The sequence below is a fragment of the Paraburkholderia panacisoli genome (assembly GCF_008369935.1).
GTDB classification, from domain to species: domain Bacteria; phylum Pseudomonadota; class Gammaproteobacteria; order Burkholderiales; family Burkholderiaceae; genus Paraburkholderia; species Paraburkholderia panacisoli.
The window spans coordinates 160,763-177,682 of sequence record NZ_VTUZ01000002.1; the positions used below are offsets into that span (position 1 = coordinate 160,763).

The 16,920-nt window shown below is 63.9% G+C and carries 14 protein-coding genes and 1 pseudogene; 8 read left to right on the forward strand and 7 right to left on the reverse strand.

All coding sequences use genetic code 11. The annotated features are described in order from the left end of the window. Nucleotides 1-40 precede the first annotated feature (40 nt). A complete protein-coding gene (rsmD, locus tag FVF58_RS03295; RefSeq protein ID WP_149668493.1) occupies nt 41-655 on the reverse strand; it encodes a 16S rRNA (guanine(966)-N(2))-methyltransferase RsmD in 615 nt (204 codons plus the stop codon). 241 nt (nt 656-896) lie between these two features. Here rsmD and ftsY point away from each other — a divergent pair, with 241 nt between their 5' ends. Then, on the forward strand, nt 897-2,084 hold the full coding sequence (ftsY, locus tag FVF58_RS03300; protein ID WP_149668494.1) for a signal recognition particle-docking protein FtsY: 1,188 nt from the start codon (nt 897-899) through the stop codon (nt 2,082-2,084). Between the two features lie 91 nt (nt 2,085-2,175). Here ftsY and maiA read toward each other — a convergent pair whose 3' ends face one another. Next, nucleotides 2,176-2,820, reverse strand: coding sequence for a maleylacetoacetate isomerase (maiA, locus tag FVF58_RS03305; protein WP_149668495.1), 645 nt, complete (start codon nt 2,818-2,820; stop codon nt 2,176-2,178). Between the two features lie 29 nt (nt 2,821-2,849). Further along, complete coding sequence (locus FVF58_RS03310; RefSeq protein ID WP_149668496.1) at nt 2,850-3,548, reverse strand: fumarylacetoacetate hydrolase family protein; 699 nt, start codon at nt 3,546-3,548, stop codon at nt 2,850-2,852. A gap of 229 nt (nt 3,549-3,777) precedes the next feature. Here FVF58_RS03310 and ybiB point away from each other — a divergent pair, with 229 nt between their 5' ends. Together ybiB and FVF58_RS03320 are read left to right on the forward strand one after the other, a co-directional pair. Further along, nucleotides 3,778-4,755, forward strand: a complete 978-nt coding sequence (ybiB, locus tag FVF58_RS03315) for a DNA-binding protein YbiB (protein ID WP_149668497.1) — start codon at nt 3,778-3,780, stop codon at nt 4,753-4,755. Between the two features lie 531 nt (nt 4,756-5,286). Beyond that, nucleotides 5,287-6,372, forward strand: a pseudogene (locus FVF58_RS03320) (2-isopropylmalate synthase); the annotation flags it as partial. Nucleotides 6,373-6,493: 121 nt separating this feature from the next. Here the strand turns inward: FVF58_RS03320 and FVF58_RS03325 are convergent. After that, nucleotides 6,494-6,877, reverse strand: coding sequence for a nuclear transport factor 2 family protein (locus tag FVF58_RS03325; protein WP_149668499.1), 384 nt, complete (start codon nt 6,875-6,877; stop codon nt 6,494-6,496). A 43-nt stretch (nt 6,878-6,920) separates the two neighbouring features. After that, entirely contained in the window at nt 6,921-7,484 is a 564-nt protein-coding gene (locus tag FVF58_RS03330) for an acyloxyacyl hydrolase (protein WP_149668500.1), read from the reverse strand. A 360-nt stretch (nt 7,485-7,844) separates the two neighbouring features. Here FVF58_RS03330 and rpoH point away from each other — a divergent pair, with 360 nt between their 5' ends. The 5 genes from rpoH (at nt 7,845) to cydX (ending at nt 12,280) form a co-directional block, all read left to right on the forward strand. Beyond that, on the forward strand, nt 7,845-8,780 hold the full coding sequence (rpoH, locus tag FVF58_RS03335) for an RNA polymerase sigma factor RpoH (protein ID WP_149668501.1): 936 nt from the start codon (nt 7,845-7,847) through the stop codon (nt 8,778-8,780). A 338-nt stretch (nt 8,781-9,118) separates the two neighbouring features. After that, the gene (gene cydP, locus FVF58_RS03340; RefSeq protein WP_149668502.1) at nt 9,119-9,379 is read left to right on the forward strand and encodes a cytochrome oxidase putative small subunit CydP; all 261 of its coding nucleotides are present in this window, start codon (nt 9,119-9,121) and stop codon (nt 9,377-9,379) included. Further along, on the forward strand, nt 9,369-10,964 hold the full coding sequence (locus tag FVF58_RS03345) for a cytochrome ubiquinol oxidase subunit I (protein ID WP_149668503.1): 1,596 nt from the start codon (nt 9,369-9,371) through the stop codon (nt 10,962-10,964). Before cydP ends, FVF58_RS03345 begins: the two co-directional genes overlap by 11 nt. Nucleotides 10,965-10,998: 34 nt before the next feature. Beyond that, on the forward strand, nt 10,999-12,135 hold the full coding sequence (gene cydB, locus FVF58_RS03350; RefSeq protein ID WP_149668504.1) for a cytochrome d ubiquinol oxidase subunit II: 1,137 nt from the start codon (nt 10,999-11,001) through the stop codon (nt 12,133-12,135). A gap of 28 nt (nt 12,136-12,163) precedes the next feature. Then, on the forward strand, nt 12,164-12,280 hold the full coding sequence (gene cydX / locus FVF58_RS03355; protein WP_149668505.1) for a cytochrome bd-I oxidase subunit CydX: 117 nt from the start codon (nt 12,164-12,166) through the stop codon (nt 12,278-12,280). 160 nt (nt 12,281-12,440) lie between these two features. On the opposite strand, the gene nagE is transcribed toward cydX, so the two are convergent. Beyond that, nucleotides 12,441-14,225, reverse strand: a complete 1,785-nt coding sequence (gene nagE, locus FVF58_RS03360) for an N-acetylglucosamine-specific PTS transporter subunit IIBC (protein WP_149668506.1) — start codon at nt 14,223-14,225, stop codon at nt 12,441-12,443. A gap of 109 nt (nt 14,226-14,334) precedes the next feature. Beyond that, the gene (gene ptsP, locus FVF58_RS03365; RefSeq protein WP_188130698.1) at nt 14,335-16,899 is read right to left on the reverse strand and encodes a phosphoenolpyruvate--protein phosphotransferase; all 2,565 of its coding nucleotides are present in this window, start codon (nt 16,897-16,899) and stop codon (nt 14,335-14,337) included. Between the last annotated feature and the right edge of the window lie 21 nt (nt 16,900-16,920).

The window sequence follows — 16,920 nt, forward strand, 5'->3', positions numbered from 1 at the left end:
CGTGAGGGCAAACCGCCCGGCGCTTGTTTGGGAACGCGCATTATTCCTCATTTTCGCGCTGCAGCAAATGATAGTGGACCGCGCCCGCTTTCCCTTGCCGCACGATCTCCCAGCCCGCGAGCGTGTCGTTCCCGTCGAGTTCGAGCGCTTCGCCGGCCTCCACGTACAGAAAACCTTCCGCGCTGACGAGCGGCACGGCCAGCGCGAGCGCCTTGGCGAGCAGGTCGCCGTCGAACGGCGGATCGAGGAACACCACGTCGAACGAGCCGGGCGAGAGACTCGCAGCAAGACGCAAACCGTCCGCCTCAGCGATTTCGATCGTGCGCGCGGCCAGCCGTTCCTGATTCGCGCGCAACTGTCCGGCGGCTCGCGCGTTGCGTTCCACCATCAGCACCCGCGCCGCGCCGCGCGACGCGGCCTCGAAGCCGAGTGCGCCGCTGCCGGCGAACAGGTCCAGGCAGCGCTGGCCATCCAGGCGCTGGCCGAGCCAGTTGAACAGCGTTTCGCGCACGCGGTCGGGCGTGGGGCGTAAGCCGTCGAGATCGAGCACGGGCAAGGGCGTGCGCTTCCAGTCCCCGCCGATGATACGGATGGCGTGCGGCTTGCCGCCTTTGGACGAAGCGCCATGGGCGCGTGAAGGTACGGAACGAGGCATGCAGTTTCAGTGACGTTATCAAAGCGCCCGCGATGTCGACACATACGGGCCGGAGCGCCAACGTTACCACAGGGGCGGCGCGCGTCCAGCCTGGCCGATCGGCCGATACGACGGGCGGCGGCGCGCCTGATAAAATGTGCGGCTTCCAGCGCCTTGCATCCCGCATCGCAACGCTGCCTGCCGCTCCCGCCGGTCCCGTACCGGTCGCGCGCATCGGCGCGCGCTCTCACCACGCCAGATCATGTTCAGCTTTTTCAAACGATTCAAGGGTTCGAAAGAGTCCGATACCGCGCAAGACGAATCGCAGGCGGCGCCGGAAGGCGCGGCGGCCGAAGCCGTCGCACAGGCGCCTGTCGCGCCTGTATCCCCCGCTACACCTGTTACGCCGCCGGCTCCGCGTCCGGCGGCTCCGCTCAGCGTCGACATGCCACCGGCCACCCCGTCCGCGCTCGAGCCGCAGCCCGAGCCGGCGGAATCCGCGCTCGAAACCGTCGAGATCGTCCCGCCGCCGGTGCAGGACGCCGGCGCCAAGCGCTCGTGGCTGACGCGCCTGAAGACAGGCCTGTCGAAGACGAGTTCGAATCTGACCGGCATTTTCGTCGGCACGAAGATCGACGAGGATCTGTATGAAGAACTCGAAACCGCGCTGCTGATGTCGGACGCGGGCGTCGAGGCCACCGAATTCCTGCTCGAATCGTTGCGCGAAAAAGTGCGCAGCGAGCGCCTCACCGATCCTCAGCAAGTCAAGGGCGCGCTGCGCACGCTACTGGTCGATCTGCTCAAGCCGCTCGAAAAATCGCTGATGCTCGGCCGCGCGCAGCCGCTCGTGATGATGATCGCGGGCGTCAACGGTGCGGGCAAGACCACCAGCATCGGCAAGCTCGCCAAGCATCTGCAAAGTTTCGATCAATCGGTGCTGCTGGCCGCGGGCGACACGTTCCGCGCCGCCGCGCGCGAGCAACTGGCGATCTGGGGCCAGCGCAACAACGTGACGGTGGTGTCGCAGGAAAGCGGCGACCCGGCGGCGGTGATCTTCGACGCGGTCGGCGCCGCGCGCGCGCGCAAGATCGACGTGATGATGGCGGACACGGCCGGCCGTCTGCCGACCCAGCTGCATCTGATGGAAGAACTGCGCAAGGTGAAGCGCGTGATCGGCAAGGCGCACGACGGCGCACCGCATGAGGTGCTGCTGGTGATCGACGCGAACACCGGCCAGAACGCGCTCGCGCAAGTGAAGTCTTTCGACGACGCCCTCGGCCTCACCGGCCTGATCGTCACCAAACTCGACGGCACCGCGAAGGGCGGCATTCTCGCCGCGATCGCGCGGCAGCGTCCGATTCCGGTGTACTTCATCGGTGTGGGCGAGAAGGTCGAAGATTTGCAGCCGTTCAGCGCGGAAGAGTTTTCAGACGCGTTGCTGGGCGGTTGAACGCGGGCGCGAGATTCGCTGGCGAGCCAAGCAAAAAGGGCACTCCGAGGAGTGCCCTTTTTTCATTCGCGACCGTGAAGCCATCGGCCCATCATTCCGCATCAGGCTGCACGCCCGGCGCCGCGCGCGCAAACGCATCGATCTGCATCGCGTGATCGTAGATGCGCTGAATCGTCGGAAACTTCGCCGTGTCGACCTTGAAGCGCTGCGCGTTGAACACCTGCGGAATCAGACACGCGTCGGCGAGCGTCGGTGTGTCGCCGTAACACAGCTTGCCGGTGCGCGCGTCGCCGGCCAGATGGGCTTCGAGCGTCGCGAAGCCCGCGTCGACCCAATGGCGATACCAGGCGTCCTTCGCGTCGTCGTCGACACACAGCGTGTGCTTCAGATACTTCAGCACGCGCAGATTGTTCAGCGGATGGATCTCGCACGCGACCTGCAACGCCACCGACCGCACATACGCGCGGGCGGCCGGCGCCTTGGGCAGCAACGGCGGCTCGGGATGCGTCTCCTCCAGATACTCGATGATCGCGAGCGACTGCGGCATCACTTCGTGGCCGTCGACCAGCGTCGGCACGATGCCGTCCACGTTGACCTTGCGATATTCGGGCTTGAGCTGCTCGCCGCCGTCGCGCACGAGGTGCACCGGGACGTAGTCGTATGGCAGATTCTTCAGGTTCAGCGCAATGCGCACGCGATAGGACGCCGAGCTCCGGAAATAGCTGTAGAGCTTCATGTTGTCTGTCTCCTCCGACCCACCGTCCATCAGACGACGCGCACGCTGAACTCGCCGAGTCCGTCGACGCCACCCTTCATCAGATCGCCCTGCACCACCGCGCCGACCCCTTCGGGCGTGCCGGTGAAAATCAGATCACCGGGCTGCAATTCGAACAGCGTCGACAGATAAGCGATCGTCTCGGCCACCGACCAGATCAGTTGCGACACGTCCGAGCGCTGCTTTTCCTCACCGTTCACCGACAACCAGATTGCCCCCTTGCCGACATGGCCGACCGTCGTTACAGGATGAATCGGGCCGAGGGGCGCCGAGTGATCGAAGCCCTTCGCGGTATCCCACGGACGCCCCATCTTCTTCGCTTCGGATTGCAGGTCGCGGCGCGTCATGTCGAGACCAAGCGCGTAGCCGTACACGTGGTCGAGCGCGCTTTCCGCCGGAATGTTCTTGCCGCCTTTGCCGATCGCGGCCACCAGCTCCATTTCGAAGTGGACGTTTTTCGACTGCGCCGGATACGGGAACTCGCCGGTTGCACCGGGCGCAACGTACAGCACCGCATCGGCCGGCTTGGTGAAGAAGAACGGCGGCTCGCGGTCGGGGTCGTGACCCATCTCGCGCGCGTGTGCTTCGTAATTGCGTCCCACGCAGTAAATACGACGCACCGCAAACTGCTCGCTGGACCCTACGACCGGCACCGCCGCCTGCGGTGCGGGTGCAAATACGTAACTCATCCCGTTCTCCGTTGTTTGATTTGTGCCGCCGATGCGACGATAAAAGATCGAGTGTAACGCGCAGTCAGGCAAGCTGCGTGGGACTCCGGGCACGCACACGCAAAAGCGGGTGCTGTGGGCGCCCCGTCTCGCCGGATCGCCATAGATGCGATACTCACACCGAGTAGCGTCCCCCGAATACCGTGGCGAGCCGCCTGTCGCGGCACGCCACCTCGCCCTAATACGCCCGATGACCGACTCCGCCGACACCGCCACCGACACCCCTTTCCCCTGCGCCCGCTTCATCAAGGAAATCGGCCGCGGCCCGCATGGCGCGCGCGCGCTGACCGCCGACGATACCCGCGCGCTCTACAGCGCCATGCTCGACGGCCGCGTGGGCGAACTCGAACTCGGCGCAGTGCTGCTCGCCTATCGCGTGAAGGGCGAATCCGCCGACGAACTCGCCGCGATGCTGGCCGCCGCGCATGCGTCGTTCGAGCCGATCCATTTGCCGCATGGCGCGTTCCGGCCCGTGTCGATTCCCACCTACAACGGCGCGCGCAAGCAGCCGAACCTGGTGCCACTGCTTGCGTTGTTGCTGGCGCGCGAAGGCGTGCCGGTGCTGCTGCACGGCGTCACCGAAGATCCGGGCCGTGTGACGAGCGCCGAAATCTTCACGCACCTGAAGATTCCGCACGCGCAATCGCACGCCGATATCGAAGACGGCCTCGCCGAGCGTCGTCTCGCGTTCGCGCCGATCGACGTGCTCGCGCCCAAGCTCGCGCGCCTTCTCGCGCTGCGCCGGCGCATGGGCGTGCGCAATTCGACGCACACGCTCGTCAAGATCCTGCAGCCGTTCGCGCCCGCTGGGCTGCGCCTCGTGAACTACACGCATCCGCCGTATCGCGACAGTCTGACGCAGCTGTTCAACACGCATCCGGACGCGGCCGTGGGCGGCGCGCTGCTTGCGCGCGGCACCGAAGGGGAAGCGGTGGCGGATACGCGGCGTCAGGTGCAGGTGGACTGGCTGCATGACGGCGTGTGCGAAACGCGCGTGCCGCACCAGCGCTCGTCGCCGGATGCGCCGGAAGTCGACCTGCCCGAAGCGCGCGACGCCGTGACCACGGCCGCGTGGATCGACGCCGTGCTGCGCGGCGAAGCACCCGTGCCGAGCGCGCTCGAACGGCAGGTCGAACTGATCGTGGACGTCGCGAAAATACCGGTGTGACGCGCGCGGCGCGAGTCGCCGCGTCAGTCGCTCCATGCGCCGCCGCGCGGCTCCCATAGCGGCGGTTACCGCGCGCGAAGCAACGGCCGTGGGTTGACACGCTGCTTGATACCGTCATACATTTAGCCCCATGCGTTCCCTTCCGAACACCCTCCGAATTACCTTCGGCCGCCTAGCGCGGCCCCTATCGCTACGCCTGGCGTAAGTCACGCGTAGCGCCGCGCGCTGGCAACCGCTGTTGCCGTCGAGCGGTCCTCCGGTCAGTTCCGCAGTTTCCGCTTCACCCCCAAAGCAGTTCTTCACAACCAGTAGTCGTTTGCATTCGTCCGTTTACAGTGCGGACGAAGCGCGAGGGTCAAATGCACGTTGCCTGGGCATCATCCACGTTCGTTTTCGTCGCCATGACGCTTTTCGTTCGCGCCCGTTCGTTGTTGCCGCTAGCCACCGGCTGGCGGACCGTGCATCCGTGGCAGTCCGCCAACCGCTCAATGCCACCCCCTTTCGCATACGACACAACGAACAAGGCACATCATGTTGCACATTCCCGCTGAGAAATATCGCCCCTTCCCCGCTGTGCGCCTCACCGGCCGCAAATGGCCGAGCCGCACGATCAATGACGCGCCGGTCTGGATGAGCACCGATCTGCGCGACGGCAATCAGGCGCTGATCGAGCCGATGAACGCCGCGCAGAAACTCGAATTCTTCGAGATGCTGGTCGCGATCGGCTTCAAGGAGATCGAAGTCGGCTTTCCATCGGCGTCGCAAACCGACTTCGACTTCGTGCGCAAGCTGATCGAGGAAAAGCGCATTCCCGACGACGTGACCATCGAGGTCTTCGTGCCTTCGCGCCCGGAGCTGATCGCGCGCACGTTCGACGCACTCGACGGCGCGCCGCGCGCGATCGTGCACCTGTACAACGCGATTTGTCCGTCGTTCCGGCGGATTGTCTTCAACCAGTCAAAGGCCGAGATCAAGGCGCTGGCTGTGAACGGCACGCGCATCATCAAGGAACACGCGCAGGCGCGGCCCAGCACGCATTGGACTTTCCACTACTCGCCCGAAACCTTCAACACGACCGAGCTGCCGTTCGCACGCGAGGTGTGCGATGCGGTCGCGCAGACCTGGCGGCCCACGCGCGACCACAAGATGATCGTGAACCTGCCGGCGAGCGTCGAGGCGGCGACACCGAACGTGTTCGCCGACCAGATCGAATGGATGGACCGCAATCTCGGCTATCGCGACAGCATCGTGCTGTCGGTGCATCCGCATAACGATCGCGGCACCGCGGTGGCCGCGGCGGAACTGGCGCTGCTGGCGGGCGCGGACCGCGTCGAAGGATGCCTGTTCGGCAATGGCGAGCGCACCGGCAATCTGGATCTCGTCACGCTCGCGTTGAATCTGGAGGCGCAGGGCGTCGATATCGGCCTCGACTTCTCGGATATCGCGGCGGTCCGGCGCGTAGTCGAGCGCTGCAACCGAATTCCGGTACATCCGAGACATCCTTATGCGGGCTATGAGGCGATGCGAGCGGCCCAAGCGGCTGGTGGCCAGGACGGCGCCGGGGCTCGGGACGGCGCAGCGGACGCAGCCAACAGCGCGGATCGTCCTGACTACATCGAAGGAGCGCTGCGGCGCGTCGCCGCCTGAGTTTTTTTGAGCGAGGGCGCGTACCCCGCGCTGTCATTCCGCCGGCGTGCTCACAAGGCGCGGCCGGCAAGACGAAGTGGGCTCAAAAGGCTCACTCGAGCGCGCACCGCGTCGCCTGCCACGCGATCAGGCGCCATTGCCCGTCCTCCTGCGTGTGAATCGCCGTATAGGCAATCGGAAACAGCAGCGCGCCGTTATTCGCTTCCATTTCGATCAACGCGCGACCGGTGACGACACACGTCTCGCGTCCCACCGGCAGCACCTCCTGCGACTGCACCTCGATCTGCCTGTAGCGGCGGCGCCCGCCGGTAATCCCGTCGATGAACTGTCGCTTCGTTTCACGTTTTCCATTCGTATGGACATAGCTCACGTTGTCCGCGAGCAGCAGGTCGAGCGATTGTCCGTCGCCCTCGACCATCGCACGAAAGCGCTCTCGCTCGAGCCCGCGAATCGCTTCGATCATCTTTGCCACCATTGCTCAGCCCCTCGCACCGGTGAGCCGAACATGGCCACGGCTGTCAGAAGTTATATTGCAAATATAGCTGGCTGAAATTTATACCAGGATTGGGCTCTTTGATACCGCCGTCGGAAATATGCTGGAAGCGGTAGCCGGTCAGATATTGCTGACGGCTGCCGAACTGCACGCCTACGCCGGCCAATTCGGCGAACTGGAACGCATTGCCGAGGGTGAAGGTGGAAGAAATGCGCGGGCTCGTCAGCAGGCGGATGCCCGCGCCCAGCTCGACGAAGGGCCGCAGCGATCCCGATCCCTTGATGAAGCGGATCATCGGCGTCACGCCGATTTCGCCGATGTTGTTGTGCACGTCGCCTTCGTTGGTGTGCCACCAGGCCACGTGCGCTTCGCCGATCAGCGAGAAATGCCAGTCGCCAATCCGCCACCAGGTGAGATCAGGGTCCCAAGCCACGCCGAGATCGAATTTTTTGACATGGCGATCGCCAGCTCCGGCGGCCACCTGTACGCCGAACTGGTCGGCCGACGCCGCCGCGCAGGCCGCAAACGACAGGGCCGTCACCACGCCTTTTAGAGCCAGACCACGCGAATCATTCTTTTTGTTGTTCATCCAAACACTCGAATTCGACGAACGTTTCAACGACGCGTAACTGTTTTGCATATTCTAGATACAATCCGGTCGATAAATCGTATGAAGAATCGATCATTTTCACAATTAGTCACGTCGAATTCGGAAAAATCGATCATTTATATGAGCGAACACGCTGTGCCGGGTAATTTCTACGCGTTCTGCGCCGCAGCCGCAACCGGCGTATGATGGCTATTAGAACCTCAATACCAATAGGATTTATGGAACCCGGATGCCCCTACACCCTCTAAGTATTAGCACTCAGTAAATCAGAGTGCTAACATCCATCGCTGGAGTCGTTTACTGAATACGCTTTTGCCTGATTCCAAAGGAGTTTCCTACGTGAGCTATGCAATGACCCTTCCGAGTACTTTGAGCCCGTCGTCGGCTAAGGCCGCTTCGGCAGGTGCACTGGCGCTCTCGCATTCCTCCCTGCTGCCCGGTCAACTGGGCAATATCGACGCCTACATCCAGGCCGTTAATCGGATTCCGATGCTGACGCCGGCGGAAGAACGCCAGTTCGCCACCGAATTTCGCGAGCAGGACAATCTGGAGTCCGCGCGCCGTCTCGTCCTGTCGCACCTGCGGCTGGTCGTGTCGATCGCGCGCAACTATCTGGGTTATGGACTGCCGCACGCCGACCTGATCCAGGAAGGCAACATCGGCCTGATGAAGGCCGTGAAGCGCTTCGACCCGGCGCAAAACGTGCGCCTCGTTTCATACGCCATGCACTGGATCAAGGCCGAGATCCACGAATACATCCTGCGCAACTGGCGGATGGTGAAAGTCGCCACCACCAAGGCGCAGCGCAAGCTGTTCTTCAACCTGCGCAGCCACAAGCAAGGGCTGGGCGCGTTCACGCCGGACGAGATCGAAGGTCTCGCCAAGGAACTGAACGTGAAGCGCGAAGAAGTCGCCGAAATGGAAACGCGCTTGTCCGGCGGCGACATCGCGCTGGAAGGCCAGGTCGAGGACGGCGAAGAGTCGTACGCGCCGATCGCCTATCTGGCCGACTCGCATAGCGAGCCGACCGCCGTGCTGGCTTCGCGTCAGCGCGACCGGCTGCAAAGCGACGGTATCGCCAATGCTCTGGAGGCGCTCGACGCCCGCAGTCGCCGCATCATCGAGGCACGCTGGCTCAAGGTGGAAGACGACGGTTCGGGCGGCTCGACGCTGCACGAACTCGCCGACGAATTCGGCGTGTCGGCCGAACGTATCCGGCAAATCGAAGCGAGCGCAATGAAGAAGATGCGCGGCGCGTTGACCGAATATGCTTAAGGCCTGACAGCCAACAACCCGCCGGTTCGTCCGGCGCACCAGCCAGCACCAAGCCCCGCCCTCGCAAGACGGCGGGGCTTTTTTCATCCGCCCCGCCTGTAAGCGCGTTCGCGCCGCCCACCTCCGTTCGAGAAGATGCATGCCCACCATGCACTCCTTGACCTATAACAAGCTAGATAGCAATACTGGATCAACGCGGCGAGTTTCGCGACTCAATGCCGCACTGTCAGATCAATGCGCGCGAGGATCCGCTCCTAAAATCGGGATGCACTCGCCAGACCGCTCGAGCGGCCTGGATCCAGCCGGATTAACCGGTGTGAAGTCGCTTTCGACCGATCATGACCATAGCCCTCAATCGCAACAACTCTCTCCGGTCTCGCTGGCGTCAGCGGTTCACCCGGTGGGTGCGCGGTCCAACAATGGCACGGGACGTGGCCATTGTCCTCGCCATCAAGTTCGTACTGCTGATCGCGCTCAAGTACGCATTTTTCAATCATCCGCAGGCGGAACACATGTCGATGCCGCCTGAACAAGTCGCACAGGCATTGTTGTCCGTGCCCGCCTCGCATCCGTCTCAAGGTGATCAACATGCCCGTTAGCGAAGTCGTAGAACTGTCGCGCCTCCAATTCGCCATCACGGCGCTCTATCACTTTCTGTTCGTGCCGCTCACGCTTGGGCTGTCATGGCTGCTCGTCATCATGGAGTCCGTCTATGTCATGACCGGCAAGCAAATCTATAAAGACATGACCCAGTTCTGGGGCAAGCTCTTCGGCATTAACTTTGCAATGGGCGTCGCCACGGGTCTTACGCTGGAATTCCAGTTCGGCACCAACTGGGCGTATTACTCGCATTACGTCGGCGATATTTTCGGCGTGCCGCTCGCCGTTGAAGGGCTGATGGCGTTCTTCCTGGAGTCGACCTTCGTCGGTCTGTTCTTCTTCGGCTGGAATCGGCTTTCGAGAATCCAGCATCTGATCGTCACTTTCTTCGTCGCACTCGGCTCGAATCTGTCGGCTCTGTGGATTCTGGTCGCCAACGGCTGGATGAACAATCCGGTCGGCGCGAGCTTCAACTATCAGACCATGCGGATGGAACTCGACAGCATCTTTTCCGTGCTGTTCAATCCGGTCGCGCAGGTGAAGTTCGTGCACACCGTGTCGGCCGGTTATGTGACGGCGGCGATGTTCGTGCTCGGCGTGTCGTCGTGGTATCTGCTGAAGCGCCGCGACACCGAGTTCGCGTTGCGCTCGTTCGCGATTGCCGCTGGTTTCGGTCTGGCGTCGACGTTGTGTGTGATCATACTCGGCGATGAATCGGGTTACACCACCGGCGAAGTTCAGCAAGTGAAACTGGCTGCCATCGAATCAGAATGGGAAACCGCACCCGCACCGGCACCGTTCACGATATTCGGCATTCCGAACCAGAAGGAACAGCGCACGGATTACGCAATCCGCGTGCCTTACGCGCTCGGCATCATTGCAACGCGTTCACTCGACGAACCCGTGGTCGGTCTGAGAGATCTGATTACGCGTAACGAAGGCCGCATCAAGGAAGGCATGGTGGCCTACGCCGCGCTGCAAAAGCTGAAGCAAGGCGACGCCACCGACGAAGCCAAAGCCGCCTTCGACGCTCACAAGGAATTTCTCGGCTACGGTCTGCTGCTCAAGCCGTTCACCGCGAACGTCACCGACGCCACGCCGGATCAGATTGCTCAGGCGGCCGAACGAACAATTCCGCCGGTCCTGCCGCTGTTCTTTTCGTTCCGCCTGATGGTCGGCCTCGGGCTGCTGTTCCTCGCCACTTTCGTGCTGGCGTTCTGGTTCTGCGCGCAACGCACGCTGCTGCTGGAAAGACGCCGCTGGTTCCTGCGCTGGGCCGTGTGGGCGATTCCGTTGCCGTGGGTTGCGGCTGAGTTCGGCTGGATCGTCGCTGAAATGGGTCGTCAACCGTGGAGTATCGCCGGCATTTTGCCGACCAACCTGGCCGCGTCGAATCTGACGACCCGCGATCTGTATCTGAGCATTGCCGGCTTCGTGCTGTTCTACACGGTGTTGTTCATCATCGAGATCATGCTGATGTTCAAGTACGCACGGCTTGGCCCTTCGTCGCTGCACACAGGCCGCTATCACCATGAGACAAACCAGCCGCTGAATCAGCCGCTGCCGACCAACACGGCCGCCTGATTCGCCGCTACCGCGCTTCAAGGGAAAAACAATCATGGATTACGCAACCCTCAAATTGATCTGGTGGGCGTTGATCGGCGTGCTGCTGATCGGCTTCGCCCTCACCGACGGCTTCGACATGGGCGCAGCGATCCTGCTGCCCTTCATAGCGAAAACCGACGCCGAACGGCGCATTGTCGTGAACACGGTCGGCGCGACATGGGAAGGCAATCAGGTCTGGCTCGTCACCGCGGGCGGCGCGATGTTCGCCGCGTGGCCGCTGGCGTACGCGGCGTCGTTCTCGGGCTTCTACTTCGCGATGTTGCTGGTGCTGTTCGCTCTGTTCTTCCGGCCGGTCGGGTTCGACTATCGCGGCAAACGTGAGAATCCGCGCTGGCGCACGGCGTGGGACTGGGGGCTGTTCGTCGGCGGCTTCGTGCCGGCGCTGGTGTTCGGCGTCGCGTTCGGCAATCTGCTGCAAGGCGTGCCGTTTTCGTTCGATACCGACTTGCGCGTCACGTATCACGGCGGTTTCTTCGGCCTGCTGAATCCGTTCGCAGTGTTGTGCGGTCTCGTCAGCGTGTCGATGCTGACTGCGCACGGCGCGGCCTTCGTGAGAATCAAGTCGGATGGTGTAGTCGCCGAGCGCGCTTCGCGGGCGCTGCGCATCGCTTCGCTTTGCGCGGTCGTGCTGTTCCTGATTGCCGGCGCGCTGGTGGCCACGATGATCGGCGGCTATCAGATCGTCGACGGCCCGCCGCTCGACGCGGTCGCCAATCCGTTGATGAAAACCGTGATCGGCGCACCCGGCTTATGGCTCACCAACTACGCCGCTTATCCGTGGATGGCGATCGCGCCCGTTGCCGGTCTGGCCGGCGGTGTGCTCGCCTTGTTGCTCGCGCGCTCACGCTTCGAGAAGAGCGCGTTTCTGTCGACCGGATTGATGATCGTCGGCGTGATTCTGACGGCGGGCTTCTCGATGTTTCCGTTCATCATGCCGTCGTCGCTCGACGGCCGCAGCAGCCTGACCATGTGGGATGCGACGTCGAGCCGCATGACGCTGCAGATCATGCTGGTCGCCGTGATCATCTTCCTGCCGCTGATCCTGCTGTACACAAGCTGGGTGTATCGCGTGATGCGCGGCAAGGTGACCGCCGCGGCGCTCAAAGAAAATCACCATTCGATGTATTGATCGGCACTACGTTTAACAGGAGTTTGTGATGTGGTATTTCAGTTGGCTGCTGGGGATCGGCGTTGCGTTGGCGTTCGGCATCATCAACGTGATGTGGCTGGAATCGCGCAGACCGGTGGAAACGGCAAAGGCCAGGACGCGTTAATGCAGCATATGCCGGCTGCGGGTCGGTAAACGTAGAAGCGGCACCTTGAAAATTCAAGGTGCCGCTTTTTTAATTGCCGCTGCTCTTATTGCGGCGCGGCTCCTATCGCCACAATACCGAACGCCAGGCAGCGCGGTGCGCTTGCCTGGCGCCGCTCGCGTTACGCAGGCAACGGAGTTGCACCGCCGCTTTGCGTCATGCGCGTCGCCAGCTTCGCGGCATAGCGCTGCGCAGCCTCGCCGACGACGATATGAAACGTGTCGGCGGAGACCCACGCCGTGTCGAGCGCAGCGAGACGCTGGCGATCGACCGCCGACGGATCGCGCACGACGACACGCAGACGCGTCGACGCCACCGCATCCAGCGACACCACGTTGCTTGCGCCGCCGAACACGGCGAGCCAGCGCAGCGGGTCCGGGTCGAGCGGACCGCCTTGCGCGTCCGTAGCGGCAGGCGCAGTGGCAGTCGCCGCGGGCGCAGCCACCGCAACGGGAGCAGTTGCGTCCACCTTCACCGCATCGCCACCACCCTGCGCGATCACCGTGCGCATCTCATCCGCGATGATGTCCGCTTCCGGTCCGATGATCACCTGCACGTTGGTCGCTCCGCGCTTGAGCACGCCGCGCGCGCCGATCGACTTCAGCTCGCTCTCGGAGACCTTGTTCGAATCGACCACCGACAGACGCAGACGCGTCGTGCATGCATCCACCACCGACAGATTCGACGCGCCGCCCAGCGCCGCGATATAGCGCTGTGCGCGCGGCACGGCGGCACCGGCTGCCGGCGACACGAAGCCGCCCGCCGCGAACGAGTCGACTTGTTCATCGGCGGCAGCGGGTTCGCGTCCCGGCGTCGCCATGTTGAACTTGCGGATGAAGAAGCGGAACAGCCCGTAGTACACCACCGAGTACACCAGACCGAGCGGAATCGCCCACCAGCCTTTGGTCGACAAGCCGTAGTTCAGCACGTAGTCGATTGCACCTGCTGAGAACGTGAAGCCGAGGTGAATGCCGAGCGCCGAACAGATCGCGAGCGACAGCCCGGTCAACAGCGCATGGATCACGTACAGCACCGGAGCGAGGAACATGAAGCTGAATTCGATCGGCTCGGTCACGCCCGTCAGGAACGAGGTCAGCGCCATCGAGAACAGCAGGCCGCCGACCACCGCGCGGCGCTCCTTCGGCGCTTCATGGAACATCGCGAGACACGCGGCCGGCAGGCCGAACATCATCACCGGGAAGAAGCCCGTCATGAACGTGCCCGCGGTCGGATCGCCCGCGAAGAAGCGATGCAAGTCGCCCGTCACGGCGGCGCCGCCCGGCGGCGTGAAGGTGCCGAACACGAACCACGTCAGCGAATTGAGGATGTGATGCAAACCCGTCACGAGGAGCAGCCGGTTCAGCACGCCGAACACGAATGCGCCAAACGCACCCGCGGTGGTCAGCCAGTGGCCGGCCGTATCGATCACGGCCTGCACCGGCTGCCACACGTAGCCGAACGCAATGCCGAGCGCGAGACAGACCACCCCCGTGGCAATCGGCACGAAGCGTTTCCCTCCGAAGAACGCGAGGTAATCGGGCAGCTTGATGTCCTTGTACCGGTTGTACAGCAAGCCCGCGACGATACCCGCCACGATCCCGGACAACACACCCATGTTGAGCTTGTCGTTGATGTCCTTCATCACCGCGGTCTGGACCAGATAACCGATCGCACCCGCGAGCCCCGCGACGCCGTTGTTGTCCTTCGCGAAACCCACCGCCACGCCGATCGCGAACAGCAGCGGCAGGTTGTCGAAGATCGCGCCGCCGGCGTCGGCGATCATCTTGATGTTGAACACATCGGGCTGGCCCAGGCGCAGCAGCAGGCCGGCGACCGGCAGCACCGCGATAGGCAGCATCAGCGCGCGTCCCAGGCGCTGAATCTTCAGAAACGGATTCCCATCCATTGATATCTCCAATCCTTGTCTCGTGGTCGAACTTCGTCGTTGAGTTTTGTTGCGACTTCTACCGCTATAAGTAAAGACTGTGCGAAGCTGGTTACGGACCGTGTGGGGTTCAGTCCAGAGGCCAGGTTTCGCGGCTTGCTGCTCTTACCGCCTGCGCCGATTCGAGCGCCAGGGCATCCTGGGCGCGTTGACGGCACAGCTGATAATCGAGGTTGCGCACGCGCGCCTTGATGCCCGGCACCGACACCGGGTCCACCGACAGCTCGGTCACGCCGAGGCCGACGAGCAGCGGCATCGCGAGCGGATCGCCCGCCAGCGCGCCGCACACGCCGACCCATTTGCCATGCTTGTCCGCGCCTTGCACGGCGGCCGCGATCAGGCGCAATACGGCCGGGTGCAGGCCGTCGGCTTGCGCGGCGAGATCGGCCTGACAGCGGTCCATCGCGAGCGTGTACTGCGTCAGATCGTTGGTGCCGATCGACAGGAAGTCCGCGTGCTGCGCCAGTTGATCCGCCAGCAGCGCCGCCGACGGCACTTCGATCATCACGCCGACTTCGATCGGTTCCGTGCGGCCCGCTTCGCGCGCCAGTTCGTCGATACGCTTGCGGATACGGATCAATTCGCCGACATCGGTGACCATCGGCAGCAGGATGCGCACGGCGCCGAGCGGCTGCACGGCGAGCAGGCCGCGCAACTGATCGTCGAGCAGATCCGGGCGCACCTGAGCGAGACGAATGCCGCGCAGGCCGAGCGCCGGATTCGGTTCGGGCGGCAGCGTCAGATAGTCGACTTCCTTGTCCGCGCCGACATCCAGCGTGCGGATGATCGCGGTGCGGCCGCTCAATGCATCGACGATCGACTGGTAGCTCTGACGGTGTTCGTCGGTGCTCGGCGCAGCGGCGCGGTGGATGAACAGCAGCTCGGTGCGCAACAGGCCGACTGCATCGGCGCCGTTGTCGACGGCGGCTTTCGCGTCATCGAGCGTGGCGATGTTCGCGGCCACTTCGATCGCGCGGCCATCGGACGTCATCGCTGCCTGCTGCGAAGTGCGGCGATTCGCTTCGCGCACGTCGGCGAGGCGGCTGCGCTCCAGACGCGCGCGTTCGACGTCGAGTTCGGTCGGCGCGAATTCGAGGCGCCCGGTGCTGGCGTTCACCACCACTTGCGTGCCTGGAGGAATCGCATGCAACGCGTCGCCGACCGCGACCAGCGCGGGAATGCCCGCTTGGCGCGCGAGGATGGCCGCGTGCGAGGTCGCACCGCCGCGTGCCATCACCAAAGCGGTGACGCGCGAGCGATCCAGCGACGACAGGTCGGACGGCGTGAATTCTTCGGCCGCGAGCACGGCTTCTTCCGGCAGCGTGCGCGCCGCCGCGTTCGTATAACCGAGCGCGCGCAGCACGCGCTTTTCGATATCGCGCAGATCGGCGGCACGTTCAGCGAGCAGTGCGTCTTCGATCTTGCTCAGGATTCCGATCTGTGCGCGGATCGCTTCGCGCCACGCAAAGCCGGCGCTCTTGCCGAGACTGATCAGATCGCGCGCGGCGTCGAGCAGTGTGGGATCTTCCAGCAGCACGCGATGCACCGCGAAAATCCCCGCTTCGCCGACCGCGCCGCGCTGCGACGCGTCGCGCACGGTCGTGTCGAGATCGGCATCGACGGTGGCGATCGCCTTGTCGAGCAGGCGGCTCTCCGCAGCGGACGTGCCGTTCGCCGGTTCCGGCGGATCGATGTCCGCGTCGTCCCAGCGCACCAGCTTGCCGACCGCGATGCCCGGCGCCGCGCACACGCCCGCGAGCGTATTCGGCGCGAGTGCTTCGCCCGCCGGACGCGGCACCGCTTGCGGCGCCGGCGAGCTTTGACGCGCCGGTTTCTCTTCGACTTCACCCTGCGCTTCGCGCGTCAGTTCGTTGGCGACTGCGTCGACCGCGGCTTTGGCTTGCGGGCCGACGCCGAGCAACTCGATGCTCGCGCCTTCGCCTGCGCCGAGACCAAGCAGACCGACCACACTTTCGATCGCGGCCTTGCGCCCCTCATAACGCACTTCGACGCGCGCATCGAAACCGCGCGCCGCTTCGCGCGCACGCGCGGCGGGCCGCGCATGCAAACCGCCCGCGTGAACCAGCTTGACCTGCAGACGGGCCTCCTCCGTGACGTTCGTCGCGCTCGCCTGGCGCGCCGCGTCGGCTGCCGCGCCGTCGCGGGCGCGCAGCACCAAGAGCGGCGTTTCACCCGCCTTCAGCAGGCCGCGTTGCGCACGCTCGACGATCTCGAACGCGTCCGAATTGGCAATGGCGATCACCGACACCAGGCTCGGCGCATTCAACGCGACCTGATCCTGATCGAACTCGATCAGCACGTCGCCGGCACGCACTTGCGCGCCCTGCTTGACCATCGGCGCAAAACCTTTGCCGTTCAGCTCGACCGTGTCGATACCGATGTGCAACAAAATCTCCGCGCCTTCGGCGCTCGCGAGCGTCACCGCATGACCGGTGCGCGCGAGATGGGTGACGGTGCCGTCGCATGGCGCGACGAGCCGCCCTTCCAACGGATCGATGCCGATGCCGTCACCGAACATGCCGCCCGAAAACACCGGGTCGGGCACGTTCGCGAGCGGCACGACCGGACCGGTCAGCGGCGCGAGCAAAACAATGTGGCCTTCAGAATGGCTCATCAAGCGGGACTCCTCGACACG

Bases quoted from the DNA above. Each gene is read 5' to 3' on its own strand.
- rsmD (WP_149668493.1), bottom strand. From the start codon at position 655: ATGCCTCGTTCCGTACCTTCACGCGCCCATGGCGCTTCGTCCAAAGGC.
- ftsY (WP_149668494.1), top strand. From the start codon at position 897: ATGTTCAGCTTTTTCAAACGATTCAAGGGTTCGAAAGAGTCCGATACC.
- maiA (WP_149668495.1), bottom strand. From the start codon at position 2,820: ATGAAGCTCTACAGCTATTTCCGGAGCTCGGCGTCCTATCGCGTGCGC.
- FVF58_RS03310 (WP_149668496.1), bottom strand. From the start codon at position 3,548: ATGAGTTACGTATTTGCACCCGCACCGCAGGCGGCGGTGCCGGTCGTA.
- ybiB (WP_149668497.1), top strand. From the start codon at position 3,778: ATGACCGACTCCGCCGACACCGCCACCGACACCCCTTTCCCCTGCGCC.
- FVF58_RS03325 (WP_149668499.1), bottom strand. From the start codon at position 6,877: ATGGTGGCAAAGATGATCGAAGCGATTCGCGGGCTCGAGCGAGAGCGC.
- FVF58_RS03330 (WP_149668500.1), bottom strand. From the start codon at position 7,484: ATGAACAACAAAAAGAATGATTCGCGTGGTCTGGCTCTAAAAGGCGTG.
- cydP (WP_149668502.1), top strand. From the start codon at position 9,119: ATGACCATAGCCCTCAATCGCAACAACTCTCTCCGGTCTCGCTGGCGT.
- FVF58_RS03345 (WP_149668503.1), top strand. From the start codon at position 9,369: ATGCCCGTTAGCGAAGTCGTAGAACTGTCGCGCCTCCAATTCGCCATC.
- cydB (WP_149668504.1), top strand. From the start codon at position 10,999: ATGGATTACGCAACCCTCAAATTGATCTGGTGGGCGTTGATCGGCGTG.
- cydX (WP_149668505.1), top strand. From the start codon at position 12,164: ATGTGGTATTTCAGTTGGCTGCTGGGGATCGGCGTTGCGTTGGCGTTC.
- nagE (WP_149668506.1), bottom strand. From the start codon at position 14,225: ATGGATGGGAATCCGTTTCTGAAGATTCAGCGCCTGGGACGCGCGCTG.
- ptsP (WP_188130698.1), bottom strand. From the start codon at position 16,899: ATGAGCCATTCTGAAGGCCACATTGTTTTGCTCGCGCCGCTGACCGGT.